We start from the raw sequence: 24,183 nt of genomic DNA on the forward strand, positions 1-24,183 counted from the left end.
CTAGTTAAAACTAGTTTGCTACATGTATAATCTATTGTTACTTGATGTAATTTGGAATACTTACCTTATCAATTAAAAGAATGCCATCAAATTGATCGCGAGGAACAAAGCTTTCCTGTATAACTCCCCAACTATAGGATATACGTGGCTCAAACATCCATGAATTTCCTCTTTCGTTTTGGCGATTTCTTAAATCAATAAAAGTGTAAGGTTTTTTTGCTGAGGAAAGAATATCCTCAGTAGATCCTTTGACTGGAGGTAGTACAGACCAAGTTTCACGTGCATTGCTTGCATTTTCTCCACTTGCCATATACAGGCCAAGTACATAGCTATACTTTTTATAGATGTCTGGTAGACGTTCACCCATTAAATTTAACGCATAAGGGGAACCCATTATTTTAGATTGAGCCTTGCGAATATGGTCATTATGCGCCCAAACAATAAATTTTTCAGTCGGATAAATCTCCTCTGCTAGCCAAAGTAAATTTTCCAACATGGCTTGATCACGCCATTCCATAGTTTTAAAAAATGAATCATATTTATTTTGCTCAATTTCGTTGTTTGATTGAATAGATAGTTCTATATACTCTTCTGCTAAGCGAATGCGGTCAGCTAATGTACGTTCCATAAGCTTTACAATATGATGCTCGCTCGGATAAGCTGCTTTTAACTCTTTCTCTTTAAGCTGTACTTGTGATTTTACTTGTTTATACACGTCGATAATGCTTGGTTTGGCCTTTTGATATCCTTTTAAATCCTTGCTATAGCTCCAATCTACAAGCTGATTCTCTACTTCACTGAACTGTTTAGCCAGCTGATTATTTTGTAGCCAGCCCCCATCTGTAAATGCACCTTGTTGTTGAATATCAAAGCCTGCTAACACTAGAGGCTGCTCTGAAGCTTGGGTTTTCTTAGCATACTCAAATAACGGTAGGGTCTCTTTTGACCACCATACGCCAAAAATCCCATCCTTCATCGTCTGCAGAGCCGCTTGCTTGTCAATTTTCCCTTGAGCATTCATAACGTTTCCCATTCCACTTTCAAAGGCAAGGACGTTGTAGCCCATTTCTTGGTGTAAAAACTGAATGATACGTGTTTTTGCTAGGCTAAACTCAGCAACACCATGCGAGCTTTCCCCTAAAAAAACAATACGTTTATCGTGTAATAAAGGCTTTAGCATCTCTAAATCTTCAAATTTACTGGGTGCAATTTTTTCTGATTCAAAAGATTCAGGCTGAATAGAATTTAAACTATACGCATGATCATTCACCCAATTTTTCCAGTCTTGTAGGGCTTCATTGGATGTACGAGCTTGCTTCACTTCTGATGCCTGCTCTAAACTCGTCTGTTCGGCTATTCTTGGAGCAGCCACTGCTGCATTTGCATCCCCGTTAAACGCTATAAAACTTGTTAATGCAATACTGAATGATAATAGTATTTTATTTCTTTTTCCTTTTGTCATTGTCCATCAATCCCTCACAATAGATTGAGACCAATTATACGCAGGTAAGTTTAAAGTTAAGGGGGCTTCTGTTTAAATTTTGTTTAAATTTGGATTTATGTCTTGAATCAGGAAGATAGAATTAAAAAACCTCCAAAAGTGTGATATCGAAACGATAAGTCACTGTGGAGGTGCTGTAATTAACTCATTTATAGTGATATGTGCTAACTCTGTGATTGTTGCGTTGTATTTGATTAAACCATGCGCGATCCTTTTCTTCCTGCTTTAATGTATTAACGATTGTTGATGAGCAGTTAATACAAATTTTTGCCTGTGTAATTTGACCACATCGTTCACAAGGAGCGCCTAGATTAGGAAAAATTGAATTTTTTAATTTTCCTGCCTTCACCCATTTATAAAGCAGCTCAGAGGAAACCCCTGTTAATGCAACGACCTCATCATTTGTTAAATAGCGATTATTTTTTCTAAGTAAAAAGTGATGTAGTTCCGAAAAAATATCTTCCTCTCGCACATCAATTTTTTTTGCAAATTGGTGCATAGTAATTCCTCTCCTTATCCTTTCAATTGATGATTTTTCCAATATCTTCGTTTAAGATGACTGGCTGTTCATCATATTTATAATTCTCCCAGCGATTGCGAGCCAATTTACGATATTTATTGGAAACATTTCGATCTGCTATTAATCGAGAGAATCCTTTTTTCGCTTCAGTAATGTCGCCAAGTCGCAGGCTTAATTCTGCGTGTAAAAATTGAATTCTTTCACTGCCTTCTTGATTGGATGCAAATGATTTACTGTAAAAGTCTCTTGCCGCAAAGAGGTAGCGCAATTCTGATTCCTGATCCTCTTTTAAGCGATATAACCAGGCTATTTTTAAAGCGAAATTCGCCATAAGAAGTGATTCTTCCATAGAAGCTCTGGACACTAAATAAGCAAGCTTAAAACTTATAATGGCATCTTCAACTGTCCGCTCTTGACAGATGTTCATAGGTTTTTGAAGCTCTTTAATATACAGTTCATCGATAAGGAGCATGAAAGGTCCATACGTTCTTGTCATGGATTTATGGTAGGCATAGCCACAATGCGGACAAACAGCAACTTCATATAACAATGGATTTAAGCCCTCATAGACTGGCATGAAATCTGTTTGCTCCTCAACAATTTTATAACGATTAGGACGTACCTTATATGTGGTAAAGTGCTTTTTGCAAAACTTACAATCCACACTACTTTCATAGTAGTAAATGTTAAATGCCATAAGAATCAACTCCTTTACTCTTAATTAATTGTTGTTTCTTTTGTTCTATTTATACGATGGGTATTATCGTTCAATGTATTTAATTTATTATCTTTCATTTTATCAATTCTGTGTTCTTTGGTATACTCCTTTAGAATTATTAAAATGAAAAAATTAATACTTTTTTTGTTTGCAGATGTTTTTATATGTATTCGCAATAGTGTTTATCGGTATAGTGAACAGAAGTTATATGATTTATTTTAAATTTGTCAAATTACGTACAAATGTTGCTGCCGTTATCGAACCAGGTTTAAGAATTAAAATTACGATAATGGGTATTTACGACTATTTTAGCCGATGAATAAAGATGAGGTGTACAAGATGGATTGTAAAATTGTTTTTTTTGACGTAGATGGAACACTTATTAATTATGAAGATGGTTGTATTGAGGAAAGTACGAGGAGGGCAATACATCAGTTAAAACAGAGGGGAATTCGCATTGTTGCTGCTACAGGTAGACCATTATCAATGTGTCAAAGTTTAAGAAGCATAGGAATAGAGACATTTATAACCGCTAATGGAGCGTATGTTAAGCATCAAGATCAGGTGATACATAAAATATCAATTGACAAAACTTTTGTCCAAGCAGTTCAAGCTTTTGCTGAAGAGAATAAACAGAGTCTTTCATTTTTTACAGAACATTTATTTATGAATAACGTACATAAGTCGAGGACTCTAAAAGCCTTGCAAGAAACATTATCTTTATCCAAATTTCCAGAAGCCCATGAAAATATTGTAGAGCAGGAGGTTTATTTAATGTGTTTATATGCTAATGAGGATACTGAGCAAAAATATATAGCACAATTTCCTCATTTAAAATTTAGAAGATGGCATCCATATATTACAAATGTATTGCAATCTGATGTTTCCAAATCGATTGCTGTTCAAGCTGTACTTGATTATTTCAAATTGAGCCCTGAGGAAGCACTTGCGTTTGGCGATGGTGATAATGATATAGATATGTTAGAACAGGTTGGTCTTGGGATTGCAATGGGTAATGGAAGTGAGGCTTTGAAAAGTAGTGCTGATTATATAACGAAGAAATCCATTGAAGATGGCATATATCATGCTTTACAGGAGCTACAAATAATTTAAGAAAGTCATTATTTGAAAACAAATAATATTTTTAGTAAATTTAAAGGAATGACATGTAACCTAAATTTACTAGAGTTTAAAGGAAGAGCTATTAGTTTTTTGACACTAAATGACAAAGGAAAAAACTTTCTTTAGCAAAATAATGAAAAATGATTGAGGCTATACAACTCATAATGTTAACTACATTGAGTATGATAAAGCTAACGATAAATAATGCTTTAGGTGGGATGAATTTATGGCACATCATGTACAATCTCTTATAGAACATTACGGGTATTTTGGCATTATTCTTATCCTTGTTGGAGGGATTGTCGGGTTGCCTATTCCTGATGAAATATTTTTAACATATGTAGGATATAGTGTATATCGCGAAACACTAGCACATGTTCCGGCATTACTCAGCGCAGCCATAGGGGCAATAGGCGGCATTACCTTAAGTTACTATATAGGTTATCGGTTCGGGCTACCTTTATTGCATAAATACGGACCGAAGATTCATATTACTAAACAGAAAATTGATTTTACTAAAAAATTGTTTACAAAAATAGGCCCAGTCTTATTACTGATAGGTTTTTTTATTCCAGGTGTACGCCATCTTACCGCATATATAGCTGCCATTAATAACTATCCATATAGGAAATTTGCTTTTTTTGCTTATGCAGGAGCATTTATTTGGACATTTACTTTTATTACACTAGGAAAAGTACTAGGTGAGAAATGGCGCTATGTAGGATTTTATTTATCTCATTACAGTATTTATCTAATTGTAGTCTTCATCATATTAATGTTGATCATTTATTATTTTTTCAAAAAAAGAAATAAATAAGGGTCTGATTCTTCTAAGTGAAGTGAATGAGACCCTTATTTATTTTTAAGGTAGGATGGCAAATGAACGAACGGGGAATCCAGATGCTTTTTCTGGTTTTGGTACGATATTGAATATGACAGCCCCTTTTGGTGGCAACTGATCTAAATTTGTTAAAAGCTCAATTTGATAAGTATCTTGCTCAAGTACAAAATATTCACCGTCTAACTTACCATTTTTACGAAAATCTGCTGCTGAATCAGTGTCGAAAGTTTCGTGACCAATAGCACTAACTTTTCGTTCTTTGAATAAAAATTGTAAAGCCTCTAATCCCCAACCGGGTATATGATTATGACCCTCAGCATCCTTATTATTGAATGCTTCCTTATTTGGCCAGCGCTTACTCCAATCGGTGCGTAGGGCAACAAATGTACCTGCTTCAATTTCCCCATGCTCAGCCTCAAAGTCAAGAATACCCTGAACACTTAAGGTAAAATCATTATTTTGATCGGCTTCATTCGATTTATCAATCACGATTAATGGTAGCACTAATTCCTTTAAATCTAATTCTTCTAAAAAACGTGTGTCCCTTACAAAATGGATAGGGGGATCAATATGCGTTCCGTATTGTCCGGGAAAAGTGAATTGCTGTGCAAAGAAGCCATCATCATGAGAGAATAAGGTTTCAAATTTTGCGTCCTCAAACATAAAGAAGTGAGGCGAATTTGGTCCAAATGTATGTGTTAAATCTACCCATTTTCTTGATTTCAATAGCTGCACTGCTTGTAAAAGTTCATTAGTCATCGTATTTACCTGCTTCCTATTAATAGTTTGAGTTATTTCCTTCTTGTTCAATCACAACCACAAAAAAGAGTCCTTCTTGGAGAAGAGGACTCTTGTGCAAAGCAACTGATGTAGGTCTTCTCATCTTCAAGGCAAATATTTTGCCAATTGGAGTTAGCACCATACCCAGAGGCTGGTTGCTGAGACTTCATAGGGCCAATCCCTCTGTCTCTCTTGATAAGAAATGCGATATAAGAATTTTCAGAAATAACGATTACAAATACATTAGCATATTTTTTTATAGTTTACAAGTTCAATAGGGATACATGGTTAATATTTTACATACAAAAAGAGCGGCTATATCCAGTTGTTAATAACTCTTCTTAATCGCCCTGTTCGTTATATTGATCTGGAACTGATACATTAAGGGAGATGCTGATCTAGTTAGCGTAAAAACAATGTCTTTAGGGTACCAGAAAAACCAACTAATACGGTTAAGCATTTGTTAGGGAAAGAGCCACGCTGATTAGAGGCTCTTAGGGGAAAGTTAAGTATACAAGTGGGTTCTTATGAAAAGAGCCCTCTTGTAGAAAAGGTGCTGTCACCAGCTTAAAACTAACGTAAGCTTGCAGCATTCACTATCTGTAAATACTATCCGAATATTATCAGGTGTATAGTTTGTTTCAAATTTCATAGTAATACCCGTTGAAATGATTAACTTTTCAACCTCCGATTTATTTGATTTCTGTGCAGCATCCATAAGATCATGTGCAAATTGTTCTGATCCATCAATTTTATCTGTAAGTAGCTGAGCTTGCTGCATAATTCCCTTTACTCGCTTGGCAGAAATTTTTAATTTATTTGTATTTACAGCGGGAAAAGGATTAGTATTTGTCGGCATAGCTAAATATCTAGATGGTTGGTGAAGAGCTGGATGATTTACTATTGCCAATTCTGGATAATAGGTAGGATAGACGAAATATGGATAAGGGTGGTTGTAATACAGCTTAATTCCTCCTATCCACTAGCTGATACCCTATCTTATGTGCAGCAAAGACTTTCGGTGTTCACTGTTTCTAGATATCAAGGAGGGCATTATCAAATGAAGCAGAACAATACAGTGGATGAGCTAGGAAGAGGTAACTAAGTCGATTGGAAATAATGGAGCTTGATCAGAGATGAGCCTGGGCTGATCAAAAGTGAAGGAAACCAGATCGAAAAAGAGTTCAAGCTGATCAAAAATGGAGGGACCTGAGCAAAAAAGAGTTCAAGCTGATCAAAAATGGAGGGGACCTGATCAAAGAGGGGGCCGAACCGATCAAAGGGACGGAACCTGATCAAAGAGAAGCCCAAGCTGATCAAAAAAGAATGGAACCCGATCAAAGAGAAGCCCAAGCTGATCAAAAAAGAACGGAACCCGATCAAAGTATAGCTCAAGCCGATTAAAAGTGGAGGAAACCCGATCAAAAAAGAAGGCTTCGTTCTTAATAGCCTTCTTTCACAATTATTTTATCCAAGAACACGTAAAACATCATCTATTTTTTTGTTATGGGAGAGAATGCCGTAGTTCATCCATGTTAAGAAATCAACCTCATAGACACAGTTATTTTTCACTGCTGAGAGATTGTTCCAGGTAGTGGATTTTAACAATACTCGTTCCTCTCCTTCAAAAATTGAATGTTGCTTGTCGAAGGTAATGAATAAATGATCAGCATCTAAATGTATAAGCTGATCAAATGTTAGATGTTTTTTTCGTGTATGAGGTGGAATATTCCATACAGACTGATGGGGTGTTAAGCCGAGATCACGATATAGAATGGGTCCCGTATAGCCGCATTCGGGTCCTGCATAGAGGCTAATGCCGATTGCAGAGATACGAAGAAAGGCTACACTATGTCCATATACTGATTTTTGAAGCATTTTTTTTGCCATCTGCACTTTTTCTTCATATTGCTTAATGACATCCTTCATAATAGCCGTTCTACCTGTTAAATCAGCTATTTGGAACAATGTAGTACGCCAATCCTCACCTGGGTGTGAGAGTTGATAAGTGGGAGCCAATTGATTTAATTGATGATAAGCCTCCCAACGCTCTATCCCTTCATCTAGCATAATTAAAGTTGGTTTATAATGAAAAAGCTGATCCATTTGTCCGTTTTCAATATCAATATCAGGTATTTCTTGTAACCCTAGATAATCCTGTTTGCCCCATTTTGAATGGCTAAATTGGGCAATGGGTGTAATTCCTAATGCCACTAAAAAGTCCTCTAAAAACGGTGCGAATATACGAGGGTTATTATTTTGGCTACGACGATATTGTCCAGGAGAGATGCCAACACGCTCTTTAAAGCGGCGGTTAAAATAATACTCATTGTTGAATCCAACCGTTTGGCTTATCTCAAAAATACGGTCATTCGTTGTTATTAGTAATTGCTTGGCTTTCTCAATACGAACATTGTTTAAAAAGTTTAGTGGGGTTTGACCAGTAATATCCCTAAATATACGAGAATAATTCCAGCGTGGGACAGTCGCTAATTCTGCCAATTGTTCCACGGTCCAATCCCGTTCATAATGCTTTTGTAAATATTTTATGGATTGCTCAACGGACTGACGGTCATTTTTCTGCTGTTGATTAGGTACATTTTGATACAAAATGAACAGCATAAATTCTTGGAAGCGTATATGCTGCTCAAATAATGATAGCTCATCCATTGCTAGACGGTATCGATAAATGCTTTCTAACAGATTATTACACTGAGAAAAAGGATGGCAGCGCAGTTCTTGAAAGCGTGTAAAAATAGGAAAGCAACCCGTCTGACTATCTTGTAGTTGGATGATTTTAAATGTTAATTGATAAAAGCACAGCGTCTCAGTGTCATTGTAAACATCTATTTTTTGATTAGGAGGAATGAGCACACACTTTTCTTCAGTAAGATGGATGGTTTCCTGATTACTATTTAGCTTTCCAGAGCCACTAATAACCACAAGAATAATATAATGATCACTATGATGTAATTGCCACATTGCTGGTGGAATAGAATATGAAATTTCTTGTAATTGAAATATTTGCGTTAAACTGCTCATATCTTTCTACCTTTCCTTGAGAGTGTTTTTAAACAACGCAAAGAAAGCCCTAAAAGAGCTTTCTTTAGAATTATTTTACGAACCATTTTTCAAGATCATCGTATTTTAACAGGTTTGCAGTAATAGCTCCAGATTGCCAATATGTTCGATCAGCAATATACACGTTGCCATTTTTTACTGCTGGGACTGTATTCCAGAGCGTACTATCTAACCATTTAATTGCATCCTGATTTTCTTCAGATTCCCATGCTCCATTAGAAGGGAAAAGAATAATATGATCAGCATCTAATTTAGGTATAGCTTCTTCTGAAAGTACCTCTTGAAATTCCATCATATCACGAGCTAGTGGGTGAGGAGTAAGTCCTGCCTCAGTGTAAATATAGCCTGTGTATCGATTTTTAACGCCAAATAATGCTAATGTTTTATCGGCTACATTTAAACGGACAACAGCAACTGTTTCATCCCCGACTGACTTATCTAACTCTGCCTTTAAAGTCGTAATACGTTGCTGATAGTTATTAACAATCTCATCTGCCTTATCAGGAATGTTTAAGACATCAGCAATTGTCTTAACTATTGCCTGTGGATCTGTAATGATTTCCTCTTTTAAGCGATAAGTAGGCGCGATTTTAGAATACTCCTCATATTTTGCTTTATCAGCCGCACCATCTACAATGATTAAATCTGGCTTGGCTTGTAATAACGCCTCCATACTACCTGTAATATCAAATTCTGGTGCATTCAGTTTGAGATAATCCTGTTTCCCCCAAGCCGGGTGATACCATTGGACAACGGGCTTTACCTCTAAGGCCGTTAGATAGTCCTCCAAATAAATTGCTGCTACTCGCTGAGGCTTTGCAGGAACCTCTACCTCACCAAATTCATCTTCCACAGTCCGTGTTTCCACTGTTGATTGATCCTCTTTAGCAACATCAGCTTTCTCCTTTGGGGTCTCCTTCGAATTACAAGCTCCTAATACAAACGTCAGTATAACTAAACCAAATAATGCTAACGAAAAGTGCTGAACCTTATGCATTGCCATTCACTCCTATAATTTTAATAAAGGTAATAGTAATTCAGAATGATAATCATTCTCGATTAATTCTACTAAATTATAAGACACATCATTTCAACAAACAATACACATTCTCTACTTCTTTCTTATACAAAATGAAGTATAGGAATTATTGTTTTTTGTTATCGAAAAATAGCCATAAAAGTGTAACAATCGCTGCAAGCATAACCATTAGGAATCCATACAAGGGCGTATGCGCTAACGATTGATGGCTAATAATAAAGCCTCCAATATATGAACCTAAAAATATACCGATATTGAAAGCAGAAATATTCAAAGCTGAGGCCATTGAAATAGCTGATGGTATATATTTTTCAGAAAGTAGTACCGCATATAGCTGTAATCCTGGAACATTCATGAACATAAATAGTCCCATTGTCAGTACCATGATTAATCCGATAATTGGTGATTCGAGAGTGAAGCCAATGCCCAGTAACGCCAAGGCAAGCCCAACAAAAATAATAAAGATTGAACGAAGCGGATTTTGATTAGCGAAATGGCCGCCTAATGTATTACCAATAGCTACGGCAATACCATAGACAACTAGAATAATAACGACTGCATGTGGCGAATACCCCATATATTGTTCTAAAATTGGTGAAACATATGTGTAAACAACAAAGGCACCACCATATCCAATTGCTGTAATGAAAAGTATTAATAACATTCGAATATTGCCTAATACTTTGCCGATATCACGGATAGAGATTGGATTACCTTTCGATAATTGACTGGGTACTAACAGAGCATTACTAATTAAACCGATAATCCCAATAATGACGATAAAGATGAATGACATACGCCAGTCCGTTACTTGTCCAATAAATGTACCAAGTGGGACACCTGTCACAGTAGCTAATGTTAAGCCTGTAAACATGAAGGCAATAGCACTTGCTCGTTTATTTGGTTCAACTACATCGGCTGCTATAACAGAAGCGATGGACATAAACACACCATGTGCTAATGCTGAAATAATGCGTCCTATTATCAGGATAGAGAAATTAGGTGCTATAGCTGCAGTTAAGTTACCAACTATAAAAATAGTCATAACCAGCAATAAAACTGTTTTTCGACTAAGACGAGATGTTAAGGCTGTTAATAATGGAGCCCCAACAGTTACACCAAGTGCGTATATAGAAACGGTTAAGCCAGCTGTGCTTAAAGATATACCAAAGTCATCTGTAATTAATGGTAAAAGCCCGACACTAATAAATTCAGTAGACCCTATACCAAATGCACTGATTGCAAGTGCCAGTAATGTTAATTTAGCACTTGGCTTTTTTGATTGTGACATACTACTAATTTCTCCTTTGATTTTTTTTATTATGTGTAGTAATATTCATACATACCCAAAAGTTATGTAGAGTACTTTTAGTTACTTTTGAATATTACGGGAGGTTACAATGCAAAAAATTTATAATATTGGTGTTGAAGCTACACTCGAAGTCATTGGTGGTAAATGGAAACCAGTTATTCTTTGTCATTTAAACCACCACGGTAAAATTCGAACAAATGAGTTTCGACGATTGATTCCAGGGATTTCACAAAAAATGCTTACAAATCAATTAAGAGAGTTAGAGCATGCTGGATTAATCAATCGCAAGGTCTTTAATCAAGTGCCACCAAAGGTTGAATATTCATTAACACCCTATGGACAGGGAATGGAACCTATTCTGAACATGCTTTGCACTTGGGGTGAAAAACATGTTGAAGTATTACAGGATAAAGGCGAAGATGTCATTTTAAAACAACGTGACGACGATATAGCAATGCAGCAAACATCTTAATGAGGGGAGAAAGAGACTGTCAAACACAAGACAGTCTCTTTTCCTTTTTTAATGCTTATAGAGCGAAGTCGTATTCATCTGGATTAGGTCCGACACGTTGTTCAAGGTTCATCGCATTGATGATAGTCATTTCTTCATCTGTTAGATTAAAGTCGAAGATATCAGCGTTTTGCATCATGCGTTCTCTACGCACAGATTTTGGAATAGTGATAATTCCATTTTGTACATCCCAGCGTAAAATAACTTGAGCATTTGATTTTTTATATTTTTCTGCTATTTTTGAAATAGTTTCATCATCTAGAAGCCCGCCCTGCATTAAAGGTGCCCATGCTTCAAGCTGAATTTGGTGCTTGTCACAGAATGAACGAAGCTCCATTTGCTGTAAACGTGGGTGGAACTCCACTTGATTTACTACAGGTTTAATACGAGCAAATGATAATAAGTTTTCCAAGTGTGTCACAGTAAAATTACATACGCCAATTGCTTTGATCTTGCCTTGTTCATATAGGTCTTCAAGAGCTTTCCAAGATTCAGCGTATTTATCTTTACCAGGCCAATGAATAAGGTAAAGATCTAAATAATCTAAACCTAACTTTTGTAGGCTCTCTTCATAGGCAGCAATAGTTTCCTCATAGCTTAATCCATCGTTCCATACTTTTGATGTAATAAACAGATTTTCACGTTGCAAGCCAGTAGATGCTAGCGCCTGTTTAATACCTTCCCCTACACCTGCTTCATTGCCATAAATAGCGGCAGTATCGATGCTTCGATACCCGACCTCAATGGCATTTTTAACAATCTCCGCTGTAGCTTCATTCTCTACTTGAAATACGCCCAAACCCATACCAGGCATTTGTAGACCGTTATTTAATGTGATTGTATCTTGTAAATGATTAATCATTTTAATGCCTCCAATTGTTTGATGACTTGATTGCTATTTCATTATGATGTCCCGATTAGGCAAAAAAAAGTACGCACTTTTTCGTGTCATAGAAACGTAGAGGTAACTTTTGAGAGCTGACAATGGTTATGAGGAGAAAATTTTTTTATATAGTATATCCTTTGCATTTATAGGAAAAATGAAGAAGTATATAAATATGGATGTTTTACTGATAAAAGCAACATGAACTAACAGGGATTCTAGGTTTAATATAGAAATTAGTAATAGAATCTTTTTTAAAGGAGAAATTATAATGAATCGTTTAAATTTAATCACATTGGGTGTTAAGGATATGGTGGAATCACTTAACTTTTACCGAGAGGGGCTTGGCTTTGAAGTAGTGGTATACGGAGAGGAGACAAATCCCGATGTTATGTTCTTTAATAATGGAGGAACAAAAATATCGCTATTTCCAATTGAACGTTTGATCAAAGATATCAATGAGGCCAATCCACCAGAAATCGGCCATGGCTTTGGAGGCATTACTCTTGCTTATAATGGCAAATCAAAAGAAGAGGTAGATCAAATATTTGAATTGGCTAAAAGGGCTGGGGCAAAGATTGTGAAAGAACCAGAAACTGTATTTTGGGGTGGCTATAGTGGCTACTTCCAAGATCCAAACGGCTACTATTGGGAAGTAGCTTTTGGTGATATGTGGCAATTTGACGAAAATGATATGCTGATTATTCAATAATGATCTGATACAGAGGTAGCAAGCTAGAATATCTAGTCTGCTATCTTTTTGTTATGTTTTCTGGTAAGTCCTTAAAGATTTTGAGAGTCTACTATTTGGGCTAATTCCGATTTTTGTTAATTATAGTGTCTTTAATCTAAGGGTAAATGTATAATGCAAAATATGGTTCTTTACAATAATTTTTCTGATAGATTGGGAGGATGAGCCTTGTTTCGTATACTGTACATAGAAGATGAAAAAGAGATTGGTCAATGGGTTGCGAGGGATTTAATGGAGAGAGGCTACGAGGTAACATGGCTTGAATCAGGTGAAGAGGTTGACAAGCATATAGCATTAAAGGATATCGCGATATTAGATGTTATGCTACCAGGGTTAGATGGCTTTTCAATTGGTAAAAGAATTAAGCGAGAAAATCAGGAAATTCCCATTTTAATGCTTTCAGCGCGTACTGCGGTAGAGGATAAAATAGAGGGACTGAACTTTGCTGACGATTATTTAACAAAGCCATTCCATCCTGATGAGCTTGTTGCACGCGTCGAAGTATTGTTAAGAAGATATCAAAAGAACGACGATGTACTGGAGCTTCAGCATCTTAAAATTTTTACAAAAGAAATGCGAATCATTCATACAGAGTCAGATGAGGAAATTCAATTAACAGGCAAGCAATTCTATTTATTTCAATATTTTATTCGCCATTTAAATCAAATCCTAACAAAGGAGCAGCTCTATGAAGGTGTATGGGGTGAAAGCTATATAGAGGGCGATAAAACATTAATGGTGCATATACGCTACTTAAGAGAAAAAATAGAAATAAATCCAGCCAAGCCAACAATTATTGAAACCATTCGAGGCATTGGCTATAGGGTGAAGCTATGAAAATTTTTCGTCCGTTTAAATTTCTACGATCCCTATTAGCTAAGTATATGCTGATTATTTTACTAGCCATTTCTATTGTTCAAATAGCTTATTTCATCTTAGCTGTATTTGTGTTAGAGGTTGCTAAAAAAGAGCATGGAGATATAGTAACGAAAGCTGAAATTACAAGCGAAGTGGAGGAAAAATGGCATACTGAAGCTAAAAGTATAAAAAACTTTACGAATGAAGTAGTTTCTCAACACTTTGAAAAATGGCAGGAGAGATATCCTAAAGCATCAATGTTTTGGGTAGGTGAGGACGGTACATTGCTTACCACATTAAATGTAATGGAACAGCTACCATCAAAATGGACACCTGCTTTTACTACAAAGTTCATTAAAGAACGCTATGGAGGGGATCCATTCACCATTATTGCTTTTTTAGGTGAGGATGAATCAAATGGATTTATCGTTTTTGAGATTCCTAGAGATGTATTCACTCCACCACTTAAACATATTTACGAAACATATGGAACTTTTTTATTTTTCGGTGTTATTGCGATTATTTTATTTTTCATTGTAGTCTCCTTTTTATTTTTCAAAGGTATTCGAAAGCGCCTATTGCATCTACAGGAAGCGATGGAGATTCGTGATGTTGATGGGCTACCTGTTGAAATAGATACAAAAAAGATGGACGAGATCGGTCAGCTCCAGCAAAGCTTTAACAAAATGGTCTGTGAACTTAGGGTCAGCAAAAATAGTGAGCTGAAGGAGGAGCAGCTACGGCGAGAGCTGATTGCTAATCTTTCACATGACCTACGTACCCCTTTAACAAAAATTAGAGCTCAATCCTATTCGCTTAGTAAGGAGGAGCTTACAGAAGAAGGACGACAGGCAATTAAGGCAATGGACACATCAATCATAAGCATCGATGCTTTAATAGAAAATCTAATGTCTTATACATTGCTGATGGCAAGTAAATATAAATATGAAGTAAAGGAAATCAATGTCTTACGATTTGTTCGTGAGCAAATGTCTACGTGGTATCCCGTATTCGAGAAGGAAGGCTTTGACATTGATATTGAGCTATATTCGTTTGAGAATAATGAATGGCAGGTTGATCCAATTTGGCTTGGGCGTATTTTTGATAATTTATTTCAAAATGTTTTACGCCATGCTAATAGTGGAAAATATATTGGCGTTAAAACAGAGTCAACAGAGCACTATGATGCATTTATCATTAGGGATTGCGGAAATGGCATGAAAAATGAATCAAATGCCAAAGGTGCTGGTATTGGTCTATCTATCGTTGATATTATGGTAAAAGGCATGTCCTTAGATTGGGAGATATGCTCAAGTGAATCTGGTACAGAAATCAAGATAAAGCGCTATAAAGTGAAATAGAGTGGCAACTAAAAATTAGAAATAAATCTGCGAGACTTCGTGTCCACAGATTTTTTTTTTGACTTTTTTAAACAAAATTTAAACTTGGTCCATACCTGCTTTTAAACTTCAAAATTTATGATAATTACAGAGGTGAGGACAATGGAATATATCGTACAAACAGAAAATTTATCAAAAAATTTTGGAAAAGAGCAGGCTGTATCAAATATAAATTTAAAAATTCGTAAAGGAGAAATATACGGATTTTTAGGTCCGAATGGAGCAGGTAAAACGACGACTATACGTATGCTTCTTGGGCTGATGAAGCCATCCTCAGGGACAATCAAAATTTTTCAAAAGGATGTAGCGAGGGATAGAATCAATATTTTGGCAAAGGTCGGTTCATTAGTAGAGAACCCCTCCTATTATCCCCATTTAACAGCCTATGAAAATTTAGAGGCTTTAAGAAAGATTTTAGGTGTACCGAAATCACGCATTGATGAAGTATTGGAAATTGTTCGATTAAAGGATGCCGCTAATAAAAAGGTAAAGGGCTTTTCATTAGGTATGAAGCAACGACTTGGTATTGCTGCTTCACTGCTACATAATCCTGAATTATTAATTTTAGATGAGCCAACGAATGGTCTTGATCCATCTGGTATTATAGAAATTCGAAACCTATTAAAGCGACTACCTTCTGAATATGGAATGACGATTATTATTTCAAGTCATCTATTATCAGAAATTGATCAGATGGCAACACAAGTAGGTATCGTATCAAAGGGAAAAATGATCTTTCAAGATTCCATTGAAGCAATGCGTAAATCTGCTCAGCCAAAGGTATTTATTAAGGTTAATGACGCTGAAAAGGGCTGGCGTTCATTAGTAGCTCATGGCATAAAGGCAGAACATAAGGAAGGGCTCATTTCATTAGATGAATGCTCAGATGAAAAAGTAGCACATATTGTACAAATTCTTGTACAAGAAGGCATTTTGGTTTATCGAGTAGAGGAAGAAAAGCGTTCATTAGAGGATATATTCCTACAAATGACAACAGGAGAGCAATTGATATGATAGGGAAACTATTAACTGCTGATTTTTTGAAAATTAAACGCAAAGGATTATGGTTTTTAACAGCTCTAGGTCCAATAGGAGTGGTTGCCTTACAAATGGTGAATTATGGTGTGAGAAAGGACTATTTGTTAGAGCAAAGTGAGGACGATTGGGGCTTCTATTTATTAAATGTTCATTCATTTACACCACTTGCAATTGTGCTAGGTATTGCTATTTTAACTTCTTTTATGGCGAGCATTGAAAATGAAACGAATGCGTGGAAGCAATTAATCGCACTGCCAGTCTCTAAATTTACGGTGTATTTATCTAAATTCTCTGTGCTAGCTATATTATTGCTGTTGTCCTCCACACTTTTAACGTTATTGACATTAGCCTATGGATTATCTCTAGATCTAGGCGATAGCATCCCATATTCAGAGATTATGAAATTTGGATTTTATCCATATTTTGCTGCATTGCCGATCTTAGCACTTCAGCTTTGGATTGCAAGTGTTTTTCATAATCAGGGGATTCCTATCACGATCGGTATCTTTGGCGTGATTTTTACCTATTCCGCATATGTATTACCTGATTGGATGATTTGGAAATGGCCATCTTTAATGAATGAATGGGATGAGCCCCTTATGAATGTCATGCTTGGAATAGGCATAGGTGTTTTGCTGTATATTGTCGGAATGATAGATTTCGCTAGAAGGGATGTTAAGTAAATGTGGTCAATAGTGAGCGCTGAATGGTTTAAACTGCGAAAGTCAAAAATGGTACCAATTATTTTAGCTGGGCCCATCATTGGACTTTTTATTGGATTAACATCGAATTTAGAATCGGATATGGAAGGCCTTCCTATAAATAATTGGTATCTCCCCTTATTTTCAATGAATTTAACGTATGCATTATTATTTTTACCGTTAATTACAGGGGTTTTTGCTGGCATTATTTGTAGGTATGAGCATCAATCTGGTGGTTGGAAACAGCTTTTAGCATTACCAGTGACCAGAGGGAAAGTATTTTTAGCTAAGTACGTTTTAATAATGCTTCTGGTGATGGCGATGCAATTATTATATTTATGTTCTATGATTGCAGTAGGCATGATAGAGGGCTATGTAGATCCTTTTCCAATGGAGATTGTATGGAAAAGCATTTTTGGCGGATGGGTAGCAACGCTTCCATTAGTAGCACTACAATTATGGATGTCCATTATGTTTAAGAGCTTTGCTGCACCCTTTGCAGTCAATGTAATTGGTACATTACCTTCTATATTAGCCATTAATTCTAAGACTATTGGGCCTTATTATCCTTGGGCACAGCCATTCGCTATGATGTATGTAGGTGGTAGTACAGATGATATATTTTTCGTGCCTTGGGAGCAATTAATAACAGTTGTAGGTGGAGGATTCTTACTGTTTTTCCTTGGAGGTTATTTATATTTTCAACGAAAAGCTGTATAAATTTTCTATAAAATAAGGGAGATTTTATAAATGATATTTGTTAAAAGGAGTTTTTTATTCATTTCAGTACTTTTTCTTTTGCTAGCATTAACGGGCTGCGGAAAGGGAGAAGCCATTAAAGATGCTTCCACATATACTTCTGCTATAGATGCTATAGATATTCCAGATGGTGTGAAAGTAATTGGTTTTGGAGAAGCCACTCATGGAAACGTTGAATTCCAATTATTAAAGAAGGATATATTTCAGGCTTTAGTTAAAAATGAAAATGTTCGTGTCTTTGTTTTAGAAGGAGATTTTGGAGGAGCTCAGCAAATTAACCAATTTATTTTAACTGGTACGGGTACTGCTGAGGAAGCTGTAAAAGCACTTGATTATGGTATTTATAAAACCGATCAAATGATTGAGTTTGTGCAATGGATGCACGATTATAATATGACAGCTGATGAGAAAGATAAAGTCTATTTTTATGGTAACGATATGCAGCGCTATGATTATAGTAAAAAAGGTTTGTTAGATTATTATGAAATAGTTAATAGTGAAGTGGCTGCACAATATAAGGCACAGCTTGAAGATGTGACAAATAAGACTATGAGAGATTTAACAAATAGTCAGCTAAAAGAGCTTGAAGAAAATATAGGCGCCATCATAACGGATTTGCAAAGTAATAAAGATGCTTATATAAAAAAATCATCGAAAGAGACTTATATATTTGCTGCTCAATACGCACAAATCATGAAGCAGCGCACTCAATTATTTTTAAATGACAGTGATTATATGAATCTTCGTGATGAATATTTAGCTGACAACTTGCAGTGGATTGTTGATTTTGAAGCGGCTCAAGGTCATAGTAAAGTACTAATGTCTGCTCATAATGGGCATATAGAGAAAACTTCTGCAAATACAGCAGGATATAAATCAATGGGGCAATATTTAGATGAAGTGTATCAGGATGATTATTTCGCTATTGGGACTGACTTTGTAAAAAATTCATTTCAGGCACAAAATGCAGGATCTGGTGAAAGGAAAAATTACACAATTGAACATCATAATGCTTTAGTAGATGCTTTTAGTGATGTCCAAGACAATATTTTCTATGTAGATTTTGAACATGCTAAAAAATCTAAAGAGCTTGCAAACATCCTTTCTGAAGCACAAAGAATGGGGAATATAGGAGATGATTTTCGCCCTTGGTACAAGCTTACCCAAATGCTCTATACAATAAAAATGACGCCCGCTGATGCATATGATGGCATAATCATTATACAAGAAGCAACACCAACGAAAATTATTGACTAGTACATGTTAGCAACCTGCAAATAGACGTATGACTTTGTGTAACTTCTTTCAGCAGAAGTTTTCCATCTTTTAGGTGGTGAGATGAATGCGAATTTAAGCTACTTTTCAAAGGGTATCCAAACACCCGCTGAAAGAAGTTACAGCCTTCGGTGGATGTCACGGAATCGAAAAGGAGTTCTTTGTGTAAGTACAAAGCCGATTCCAGACGCAATTATGCCGAGGCATAATTGATCTACGTATTGTTTATCTCTAATTTGTTAAAGATAACAAAGAGGAGGTGTGAGACGATGGCACAAGAAATTCTATGTGAAGTCAATAACTGCACATTTTGGGATTCTGGAAATAAATGTACAGCAGAAAAAATTTACGTTGTCAGCCAGAAGGGGCAACAAGCTTCGAATAGCGAAGAAACTGATTGTAAAACATTTGAACCTGAAACGCATTAATGGTTGAAAGGGTAATCATATATATGGTTACCCTTTATCCGATTTGCTTTTTAATAGGCATCTACCTTTTCCTTTTGAAATAAAAGTGCATGCGCATTTTTTACCTTTTCTTCTACATAATCTAATGAATATTTTCCATATGAATCTGTTAAATCCCCTATTGCTCGCGATAAATTATCAATAATAGGGATTAAAATCTCCAACTGTGTAAGCTCCTTGCCTTTGTTCATCTCATCCATGATTTCATAAGCAAGGTGTTGTACCCTCCTAAGTCGCATTTTTTCAGATTGCATGGAATCCTCCTTGTTAGACCGATTTATGATGTCTATATATATGCCTCGTTATGAATTTTCATGAATATTTTGTTTCATTAAAAATGGTTTTGTGGATGTTTGAGGGCATGAGCTATTTTTTGAATGCCCTTTTCAATTTTATAGTCCTCTACATTGGATACATTGAGCTTTAAAATGCGCTCGCGGTAAAATCCATTTAAGTAATTGCGATCAATGGTGTCTATATAGATTTCTTCTAGCTTTAAATACTGTATGAGTTTATTGGTATTGATTTCCCTTGGTAATACAATATGGCTATGCATGCAAATTTCTGCGGATGCTTGATAATCAGGTAAATATTTCGTAATAGATTGTTGAAGTACATTTGCTCGCTGCGTATACGCCTCACTAACTACCTTTTGGTACCGTTCAAACATTCCACTTTTTAGATATAGCTCTAAAGCAGCCTGTGAAATCATTGAACTATCTATATCAGTGGTATTTTTATGACGCTGAAAACTATCAATAAGTGCATTCGGTAAAACAGCAAGACCAATTCGTAAGCCCGGAAACATGATTTTGGAAAAGCTTTTTAAATATATTACATGCGCCTCCATATCATCTGTGAATAATGGATCGGATTTTGTGTTGAGGTCGAAGTCTGCCAAATAATCATCCTCAACGATATAAACATTGTACTTATAGGCGAGCTTACGAATGTCATCCTTTTCTTTCTTACTATAGGAGGTACCTAGAGGATTGTGCAGTCTTGGCATTGTATAAAAGAACTTAATGTCCTGTTTATTAAAAATATTTTCTAATTCCTGAAGGTCTATTCCTTTAGAAGTCCTTTTAATGCCAACGACTTGAACTTGATATGTTTTTAGATAATCCATATATAAATGGTAGCCAGGCTGTTCAACTAGAATGGTTGTCCGATTAGTAGGAAATGGCATAACACTTAGTAAGAAAAGAGATTGCTGAACACCAGATGTAATAAAGATATTCTCTTGCTTTGTAAATACTTGATAAGTTTCTAACAATTTTTGAGCCTCTCTAATTAACGAAGGTAATCCCTTTGGTGTGCCATATCGAAATAAATCTGCCTGGTAGGTATCTATAGCTTTATTGATGCAATGCTGAAAATCTTTATACGGAAATGCATGCCAGCTAGGCGATGATGTGGCAAAATCTATTTCATTGCTCGTATTAGGAGTAGAGGGAAGTTGATGATCTACAACATAATATCCACTTTTCGGTTGGGCATAAATGAAATGTTGATCTTCCAGTTTTCTTAGTGCTGTCAAAATAGTACTCTTGCTACAGGAAAATTCCTGAGATAACTGTCGAATAGAAGGAAGCTTTGCCCCAGCCTGTAGAGCCCCCAGCTGTATTTGATTCAATAGTTTGGAATAGATAATCTCATATTTAAGCATAAACTACCTCCTACTCATCTGTATCGGTACATATGGGTATTTTTTATATCGTGTAAGCTTTTACTTTTTATTATGATAGCTTTACGTTGATCAGAATGCTTATTAATTTTAAAAAAGGAGTAATCGCTATGACAGCACAAAGAAAAGCCTATTTAGCGGCTATCAGCTATGCCTTTATTATTGGATTGTCATTTATGTTTGTAAAAGTGGCATTAACAGTAGCAAGTCCAATAGATACACTGGCCCATCGTTTTTCCATCGCTTTTATCAGCATTGTGATTTTTATGAGCTTTACAAAAAATCATTTCAAAATAGGTAGGCAGGATATAATTAGGATTTTACCACTAGCTATATTGTATCCACTTGCATTTTTTACGTTTCAAGTTCTTGGGCTTGCTAAAATATCTTCCTCAGAGGCGGGTATTATTCAAGCAACGATTCCTGTTTTTACATTAATTCTTGCCAGTGTGCTTTTAAAGGAAAAGTCATCACATCTGCAGCTTTTCTTCATTGGCCTTTCAGTTGCGGGCGTGATCTTTATGCTTTTTATGAGCAATGAGGGTGCAAGCGCAGGGAATGTAATAGGTAGCTTATTTATTTTATTATCTGCATTGGCAGTATCGTTTTATAACGTTTTTGCAAGAAAGCTTACAAGGCAGTACCCTTTAATAATGCTAACTTATATGATGACATTTTGTGGATTTGTTATTTTCAATGGGGTAGCAATAGGAAATCATGTAATCAATCAAACACTTCCTCAATTTTTTCAGCCTTTTATGCATGGTGATTTTGTTATTGCCATTGTTTATTTAGGTATTTTATCGTCACTTGTGACATCCTATTTATCAAATTATTCCTTATCAATTTTGGAAGCTTCTAAAATGAGCGTTTTTAGTAATTTAGCTACATTCATTACTATACTTGCAGGCGTTATTTTTTTAAAGGAAGCTTTTCATCTTTACCATTTAATTGGTGGAGTCAGCATTGTTGTTGGTGTTATCGGAACCAATTATTTTGGGAATAGGAGGGGGAATTCGTGACAAGATGATATACGCCCACCTCTTTAATGCTTTTCGCAGCCAAGAGGTGGGTTTATTATTTTTTAGGTAAGGTAATATGAAAGGTTGTTCCCACTGAGAGCTGGCTTTCTATAGAAATAGTTCCATTATGTGCTTGAACGAGTTTATTCACGATTGCCATGCCAAGCCCAGTTCCTTCAGAGGAAGATTCAGTTGTCGTTCCACGATAATATTGTTGAAATATATTTTCGACCATTTGTGGAGGCATACCTACACCGTTATCCACAATGTGGATATTTACATATTCAGGGTGATCGAAAATATGTGTATAAATATTTGTGTTAGGAGGATTGTGGATAATGGAATTCATAAGAACATTTTGTAGAATTCTTTGCATGAATTTAGCATCAAATTCAGCCTGTATGGCAGGTGTATCTGCTTGAAAATGCAAAATATAGTCGTTTGCCTGTGGATTATTACTAATAGTGGCAACAACTCTTCTGGTAAATTCCACAATATCCTGATTTGTTTTGTGCAATGGTAATTGATTTGGGTGATTAAGTTGAATAAAGAGACTTAAGTCTTGGATCAGTTCCTCCATATGCCTTCCTTTATCTGCAATTTCTTGAATAAAGGAACGTGCTTCCTCCTTAGACCATTCGTATTGATCGTTTAATAATAGCGTAGAGTAGCCAGTAATATAGGTTAATGGCGTTTTTAAATCGTGTGAAATACCTGCAATCCATTCTTGCTTTGCTTGTTCCACTTCTTCTCGTTCTGTCTCGGCAGCTTTTAATTTGCCTGATAAGGATTGTAGATGCTGAAGGACCTCTTGATAGAGCAGATAACGCATACGGAGCTTTCCTTTACGGTTATAGATGTTGGTAAGTCCTTTGGGCTGTGTATACTTTTCCTCAAATAATTGCTGAATCCAGGTCATGATAAAGCCAAGAGGACCACCAAAGTACCATCCAAATACAGCTATACAGGAGACAGTACTAAATCCAAAAATCCATAGTACCCATAAATTTTCATACTCCTCACTAGCGTTTTCCTTAAAGAGCGGCAGGATTCCTTCGATGCCTATTAGAATACAAATTCCACTTACTAGCATCCACAGCATAATACCTAACGCAAGATGTATTGTAAAACGTGTATTTATTCGCATATGGCTTCCTCTTTTGGAGGGATAAATTTATAGCCTATACCCCTTAAATTCACAATAATTCGTGGTTTCCGCGTATCATCTCCAAGCTTTTTCCGCAGCTTTGAAATATGGATGGTTACAGTCTTTTCCTCCCCAAACACATCATTGCCCCAGACGAGTTCATAAAGCTGAGAGGTTGTAAAAATACGATTAGGATTTTTACAAAAGAATTGTAGTAGCTCAAGCTCTTTTGCGGTACATTCTACAGGCAAATTATTAACAATGAGTGTGGCGGTCGCAGGGTTAAGTGTAAAATAACCAAAATCAAATTTTGCCTCTAGTTGTTGCTGAGCATTTTCATACATTTTTTGACGTCTAAGGATAGCCTTTATTCGAGCGACCACTTCTAAAGGATTAAAGGGTTTTGTTATATAATCATCGCCCCCTAATCCCAGCCCTGTTAATTTATCAAAATCTGTGGAGCGAGCACTAACAAAAATAATAGGTGTATTTGTATGATTACGAATCGCTGTGCAAAGCTCAAAGCCACTAATATCTGGAAGCATGATATCCAGCAAAATAATATCATAATGATTGTCCTTTATAAGCTGTAGCGTATCTTTTCCAGTGGAGGCAGAATCAATATTAGTAAAATTTTCTTTCCTTAGTGTAATGTTCAAAAGTTTCAAAATGCCGATTTCGTCATCTACTGTTAGGATTTTTATATCTTCCATTTGTATCCCTCATTTCAATTTCATCATAACAGCTTCTGAGTTGTATATCCTTCCTCT

Annotated in this window: 25 protein-coding genes and 1 riboswitch; of the genes, 12 read left to right on the top strand and 13 right to left on the bottom strand. The window is 35.9% G+C overall.

The genetic code is table 11. The features are described 5' to 3' along the window. Positions 1-37: 37 nt before the first annotated feature. The 3 genes from ACQKIM_RS00335 to ACQKIM_RS00345 all read right to left on the bottom strand — a co-directional run bounded on the left by ACQKIM_RS00335 (position 38) and on the right by ACQKIM_RS00345 (position 2,718). Positions 38-1,462: an erythromycin esterase family protein gene (locus ACQKIM_RS00335; RefSeq protein WP_427537340.1), complete on the bottom strand. Its 1,425-nt coding sequence runs from the start codon at positions 1,460-1,462 to the stop codon at positions 38-40. Between the two features lie 184 nt (positions 1,463-1,646). Then, entirely contained in the window at positions 1,647-2,000 is a 354-nt protein-coding gene (locus ACQKIM_RS00340) for a hypothetical protein (RefSeq protein WP_427537343.1), read from the bottom strand. Positions 2,001-2,022: 22 nt separating this feature from the next. Next, entirely contained in the window at positions 2,023-2,718 is a 696-nt protein-coding gene (locus ACQKIM_RS00345) for a DUF2225 domain-containing protein (RefSeq protein WP_427537346.1), read from the bottom strand. A 360-nt stretch (positions 2,719-3,078) separates the two neighbouring features. Between ACQKIM_RS00345 and ACQKIM_RS00350 the strand changes: the two genes are divergently transcribed. Both ACQKIM_RS00350 and ACQKIM_RS00355 read left to right on the top strand, forming a co-directional pair. Further along, the gene (locus tag ACQKIM_RS00350; protein WP_427537349.1) at positions 3,079-3,852 is read left to right on the top strand and encodes a Cof-type HAD-IIB family hydrolase; all 774 of its coding nucleotides are present in this window, start codon (positions 3,079-3,081) and stop codon (positions 3,850-3,852) included. Between the two features lie 235 nt (positions 3,853-4,087). Further along, positions 4,088-4,678, top strand: a complete 591-nt coding sequence (locus tag ACQKIM_RS00355; protein ID WP_427537352.1) for a DedA family protein — start codon at positions 4,088-4,090, stop codon at positions 4,676-4,678. Positions 4,679-4,723: 45 nt separating this feature from the next. Here ACQKIM_RS00355 and ACQKIM_RS00360 read toward each other — a convergent pair whose 3' ends face one another. From ACQKIM_RS00360 to ACQKIM_RS00380, 5 genes are all read right to left on the bottom strand, one after another. Further along, the gene (locus tag ACQKIM_RS00360) at positions 4,724-5,461 is read right to left on the bottom strand and encodes a cyclase family protein (RefSeq protein WP_427537355.1); all 738 of its coding nucleotides are present in this window, start codon (positions 5,459-5,461) and stop codon (positions 4,724-4,726) included. A gap of 117 nt (positions 5,462-5,578) precedes the next feature. Beyond that, a riboswitch (SAM riboswitch) is annotated at positions 5,579-5,684 on the bottom strand. 357 nt (positions 5,685-6,041) lie between these two features. Then, complete coding sequence (locus tag ACQKIM_RS00365) at positions 6,042-6,341, bottom strand: hypothetical protein (RefSeq protein ID WP_427537358.1); 300 nt, start codon at positions 6,339-6,341, stop codon at positions 6,042-6,044. Positions 6,342-6,949: 608 nt separating this feature from the next. Beyond that, on the bottom strand, positions 6,950-8,524 hold the full coding sequence (locus tag ACQKIM_RS00370; protein WP_427537361.1) for an AraC family transcriptional regulator: 1,575 nt from the start codon (positions 8,522-8,524) through the stop codon (positions 6,950-6,952). Positions 8,525-8,594: 70 nt separating this feature from the next. Beyond that, the gene (locus ACQKIM_RS00375) at positions 8,595-9,560 is read right to left on the bottom strand and encodes an ABC transporter substrate-binding protein (protein ID WP_427537364.1); all 966 of its coding nucleotides are present in this window, start codon (positions 9,558-9,560) and stop codon (positions 8,595-8,597) included. A gap of 148 nt (positions 9,561-9,708) precedes the next feature. Continuing rightward, a complete protein-coding gene (locus ACQKIM_RS00380; RefSeq protein ID WP_427537367.1) occupies positions 9,709-10,893 on the bottom strand; it encodes an MFS transporter in 1,185 nt (394 codons plus the stop codon). Between the two features lie 109 nt (positions 10,894-11,002). Between ACQKIM_RS00380 and ACQKIM_RS00385 the strand changes: the two genes are divergently transcribed. Continuing rightward, on the top strand, positions 11,003-11,386 hold the full coding sequence (locus tag ACQKIM_RS00385; RefSeq protein ID WP_427537370.1) for a winged helix-turn-helix transcriptional regulator: 384 nt from the start codon (positions 11,003-11,005) through the stop codon (positions 11,384-11,386). Between the two features lie 55 nt (positions 11,387-11,441). Here ACQKIM_RS00385 and ACQKIM_RS00390 read toward each other — a convergent pair whose 3' ends face one another. Continuing rightward, complete coding sequence (locus tag ACQKIM_RS00390) at positions 11,442-12,287, bottom strand: aldo/keto reductase (RefSeq protein WP_427537372.1); 846 nt, start codon at positions 12,285-12,287, stop codon at positions 11,442-11,444. Positions 12,288-12,579: 292 nt separating this feature from the next. Between ACQKIM_RS00390 and ACQKIM_RS00395 the strand changes: the two genes are divergently transcribed. From ACQKIM_RS00395 to ACQKIM_RS00430, 8 genes are all read left to right on the top strand, one after another. Further along, positions 12,580-13,020, top strand: coding sequence for a VOC family protein (locus ACQKIM_RS00395; RefSeq protein ID WP_427537375.1), 441 nt, complete (start codon positions 12,580-12,582; stop codon positions 13,018-13,020). Between the two features lie 207 nt (positions 13,021-13,227). After that, the gene (locus tag ACQKIM_RS00400; RefSeq protein WP_427537378.1) at positions 13,228-13,896 is read left to right on the top strand and encodes a response regulator transcription factor; all 669 of its coding nucleotides are present in this window, start codon (positions 13,228-13,230) and stop codon (positions 13,894-13,896) included. Next, a complete protein-coding gene (locus ACQKIM_RS00405; RefSeq protein WP_427537381.1) occupies positions 13,893-15,278 on the top strand; it encodes a sensor histidine kinase in 1,386 nt (461 codons plus the stop codon). Before ACQKIM_RS00400 ends, ACQKIM_RS00405 begins: the two co-directional genes overlap by 4 nt. Positions 15,279-15,419: 141 nt before the next feature. Next, entirely contained in the window at positions 15,420-16,331 is a 912-nt protein-coding gene (locus ACQKIM_RS00410) for an ABC transporter ATP-binding protein (RefSeq protein WP_427537384.1), read from the top strand. Beyond that, positions 16,328-17,038 (top strand): ABC transporter permease, encoded by a 711-nt coding sequence (locus ACQKIM_RS00415; RefSeq protein ID WP_427537387.1) that lies wholly within the window; start codon positions 16,328-16,330, stop codon positions 17,036-17,038. Before ACQKIM_RS00410 ends, ACQKIM_RS00415 begins: the two co-directional genes overlap by 4 nt. Then, the gene (locus ACQKIM_RS00420) at positions 17,039-17,776 is read left to right on the top strand and encodes an ABC transporter permease (protein WP_427537390.1); all 738 of its coding nucleotides are present in this window, start codon (positions 17,039-17,041) and stop codon (positions 17,774-17,776) included. It abuts the gene before it with no gap. Positions 17,777-17,806: 30 nt separating this feature from the next. Further along, positions 17,807-19,072, top strand: a complete 1,266-nt coding sequence (locus ACQKIM_RS00425) for an erythromycin esterase family protein (protein ID WP_427537393.1) — start codon at positions 17,807-17,809, stop codon at positions 19,070-19,072. 287 nt (positions 19,073-19,359) lie between these two features. Then, a complete protein-coding gene (locus ACQKIM_RS00430) occupies positions 19,360-19,518 on the top strand; it encodes a DUF1540 domain-containing protein (RefSeq protein ID WP_283869956.1) in 159 nt (52 codons plus the stop codon). 50 nt (positions 19,519-19,568) lie between these two features. On the opposite strand, the gene ACQKIM_RS00435 is transcribed toward ACQKIM_RS00430, so the two are convergent. Both ACQKIM_RS00435 and ACQKIM_RS00440 read right to left on the bottom strand, forming a co-directional pair. After that, the gene (locus ACQKIM_RS00435; protein WP_427537397.1) at positions 19,569-19,811 is read right to left on the bottom strand and encodes a group-specific protein; all 243 of its coding nucleotides are present in this window, start codon (positions 19,809-19,811) and stop codon (positions 19,569-19,571) included. Positions 19,812-19,888: 77 nt separating this feature from the next. Next, positions 19,889-21,226, bottom strand: a complete 1,338-nt coding sequence (locus ACQKIM_RS00440) for a PLP-dependent aminotransferase family protein (protein ID WP_427537399.1) — start codon at positions 21,224-21,226, stop codon at positions 19,889-19,891. 128 nt (positions 21,227-21,354) lie between these two features. Between ACQKIM_RS00440 and ACQKIM_RS00445 the strand changes: the two genes are divergently transcribed. After that, a complete protein-coding gene (locus ACQKIM_RS00445) occupies positions 21,355-22,266 on the top strand; it encodes a DMT family transporter (protein ID WP_427537402.1) in 912 nt (303 codons plus the stop codon). Positions 22,267-22,321: 55 nt separating this feature from the next. On the opposite strand, the gene ACQKIM_RS00450 is transcribed toward ACQKIM_RS00445, so the two are convergent. Together ACQKIM_RS00450 and ACQKIM_RS00455 are read right to left on the bottom strand one after the other, a co-directional pair. Then, on the bottom strand, positions 22,322-23,413 hold the full coding sequence (locus tag ACQKIM_RS00450) for a sensor histidine kinase (protein ID WP_427537405.1): 1,092 nt from the start codon (positions 23,411-23,413) through the stop codon (positions 22,322-22,324). Then, a complete protein-coding gene (locus ACQKIM_RS00455; protein ID WP_427537408.1) occupies positions 23,404-24,126 on the bottom strand; it encodes a response regulator transcription factor in 723 nt (240 codons plus the stop codon). The genes ACQKIM_RS00450 and ACQKIM_RS00455 overlap by 10 nt, the downstream gene beginning before the upstream one ends. Positions 24,127-24,183 lie beyond the last annotated feature (57 nt).

Source organism: Lysinibacillus sp. NPDC047702, from assembly GCF_050272555.1.
Classification (GTDB): domain Bacteria; phylum Bacillota; class Bacilli; order Bacillales_A; family Planococcaceae; genus Lysinibacillus.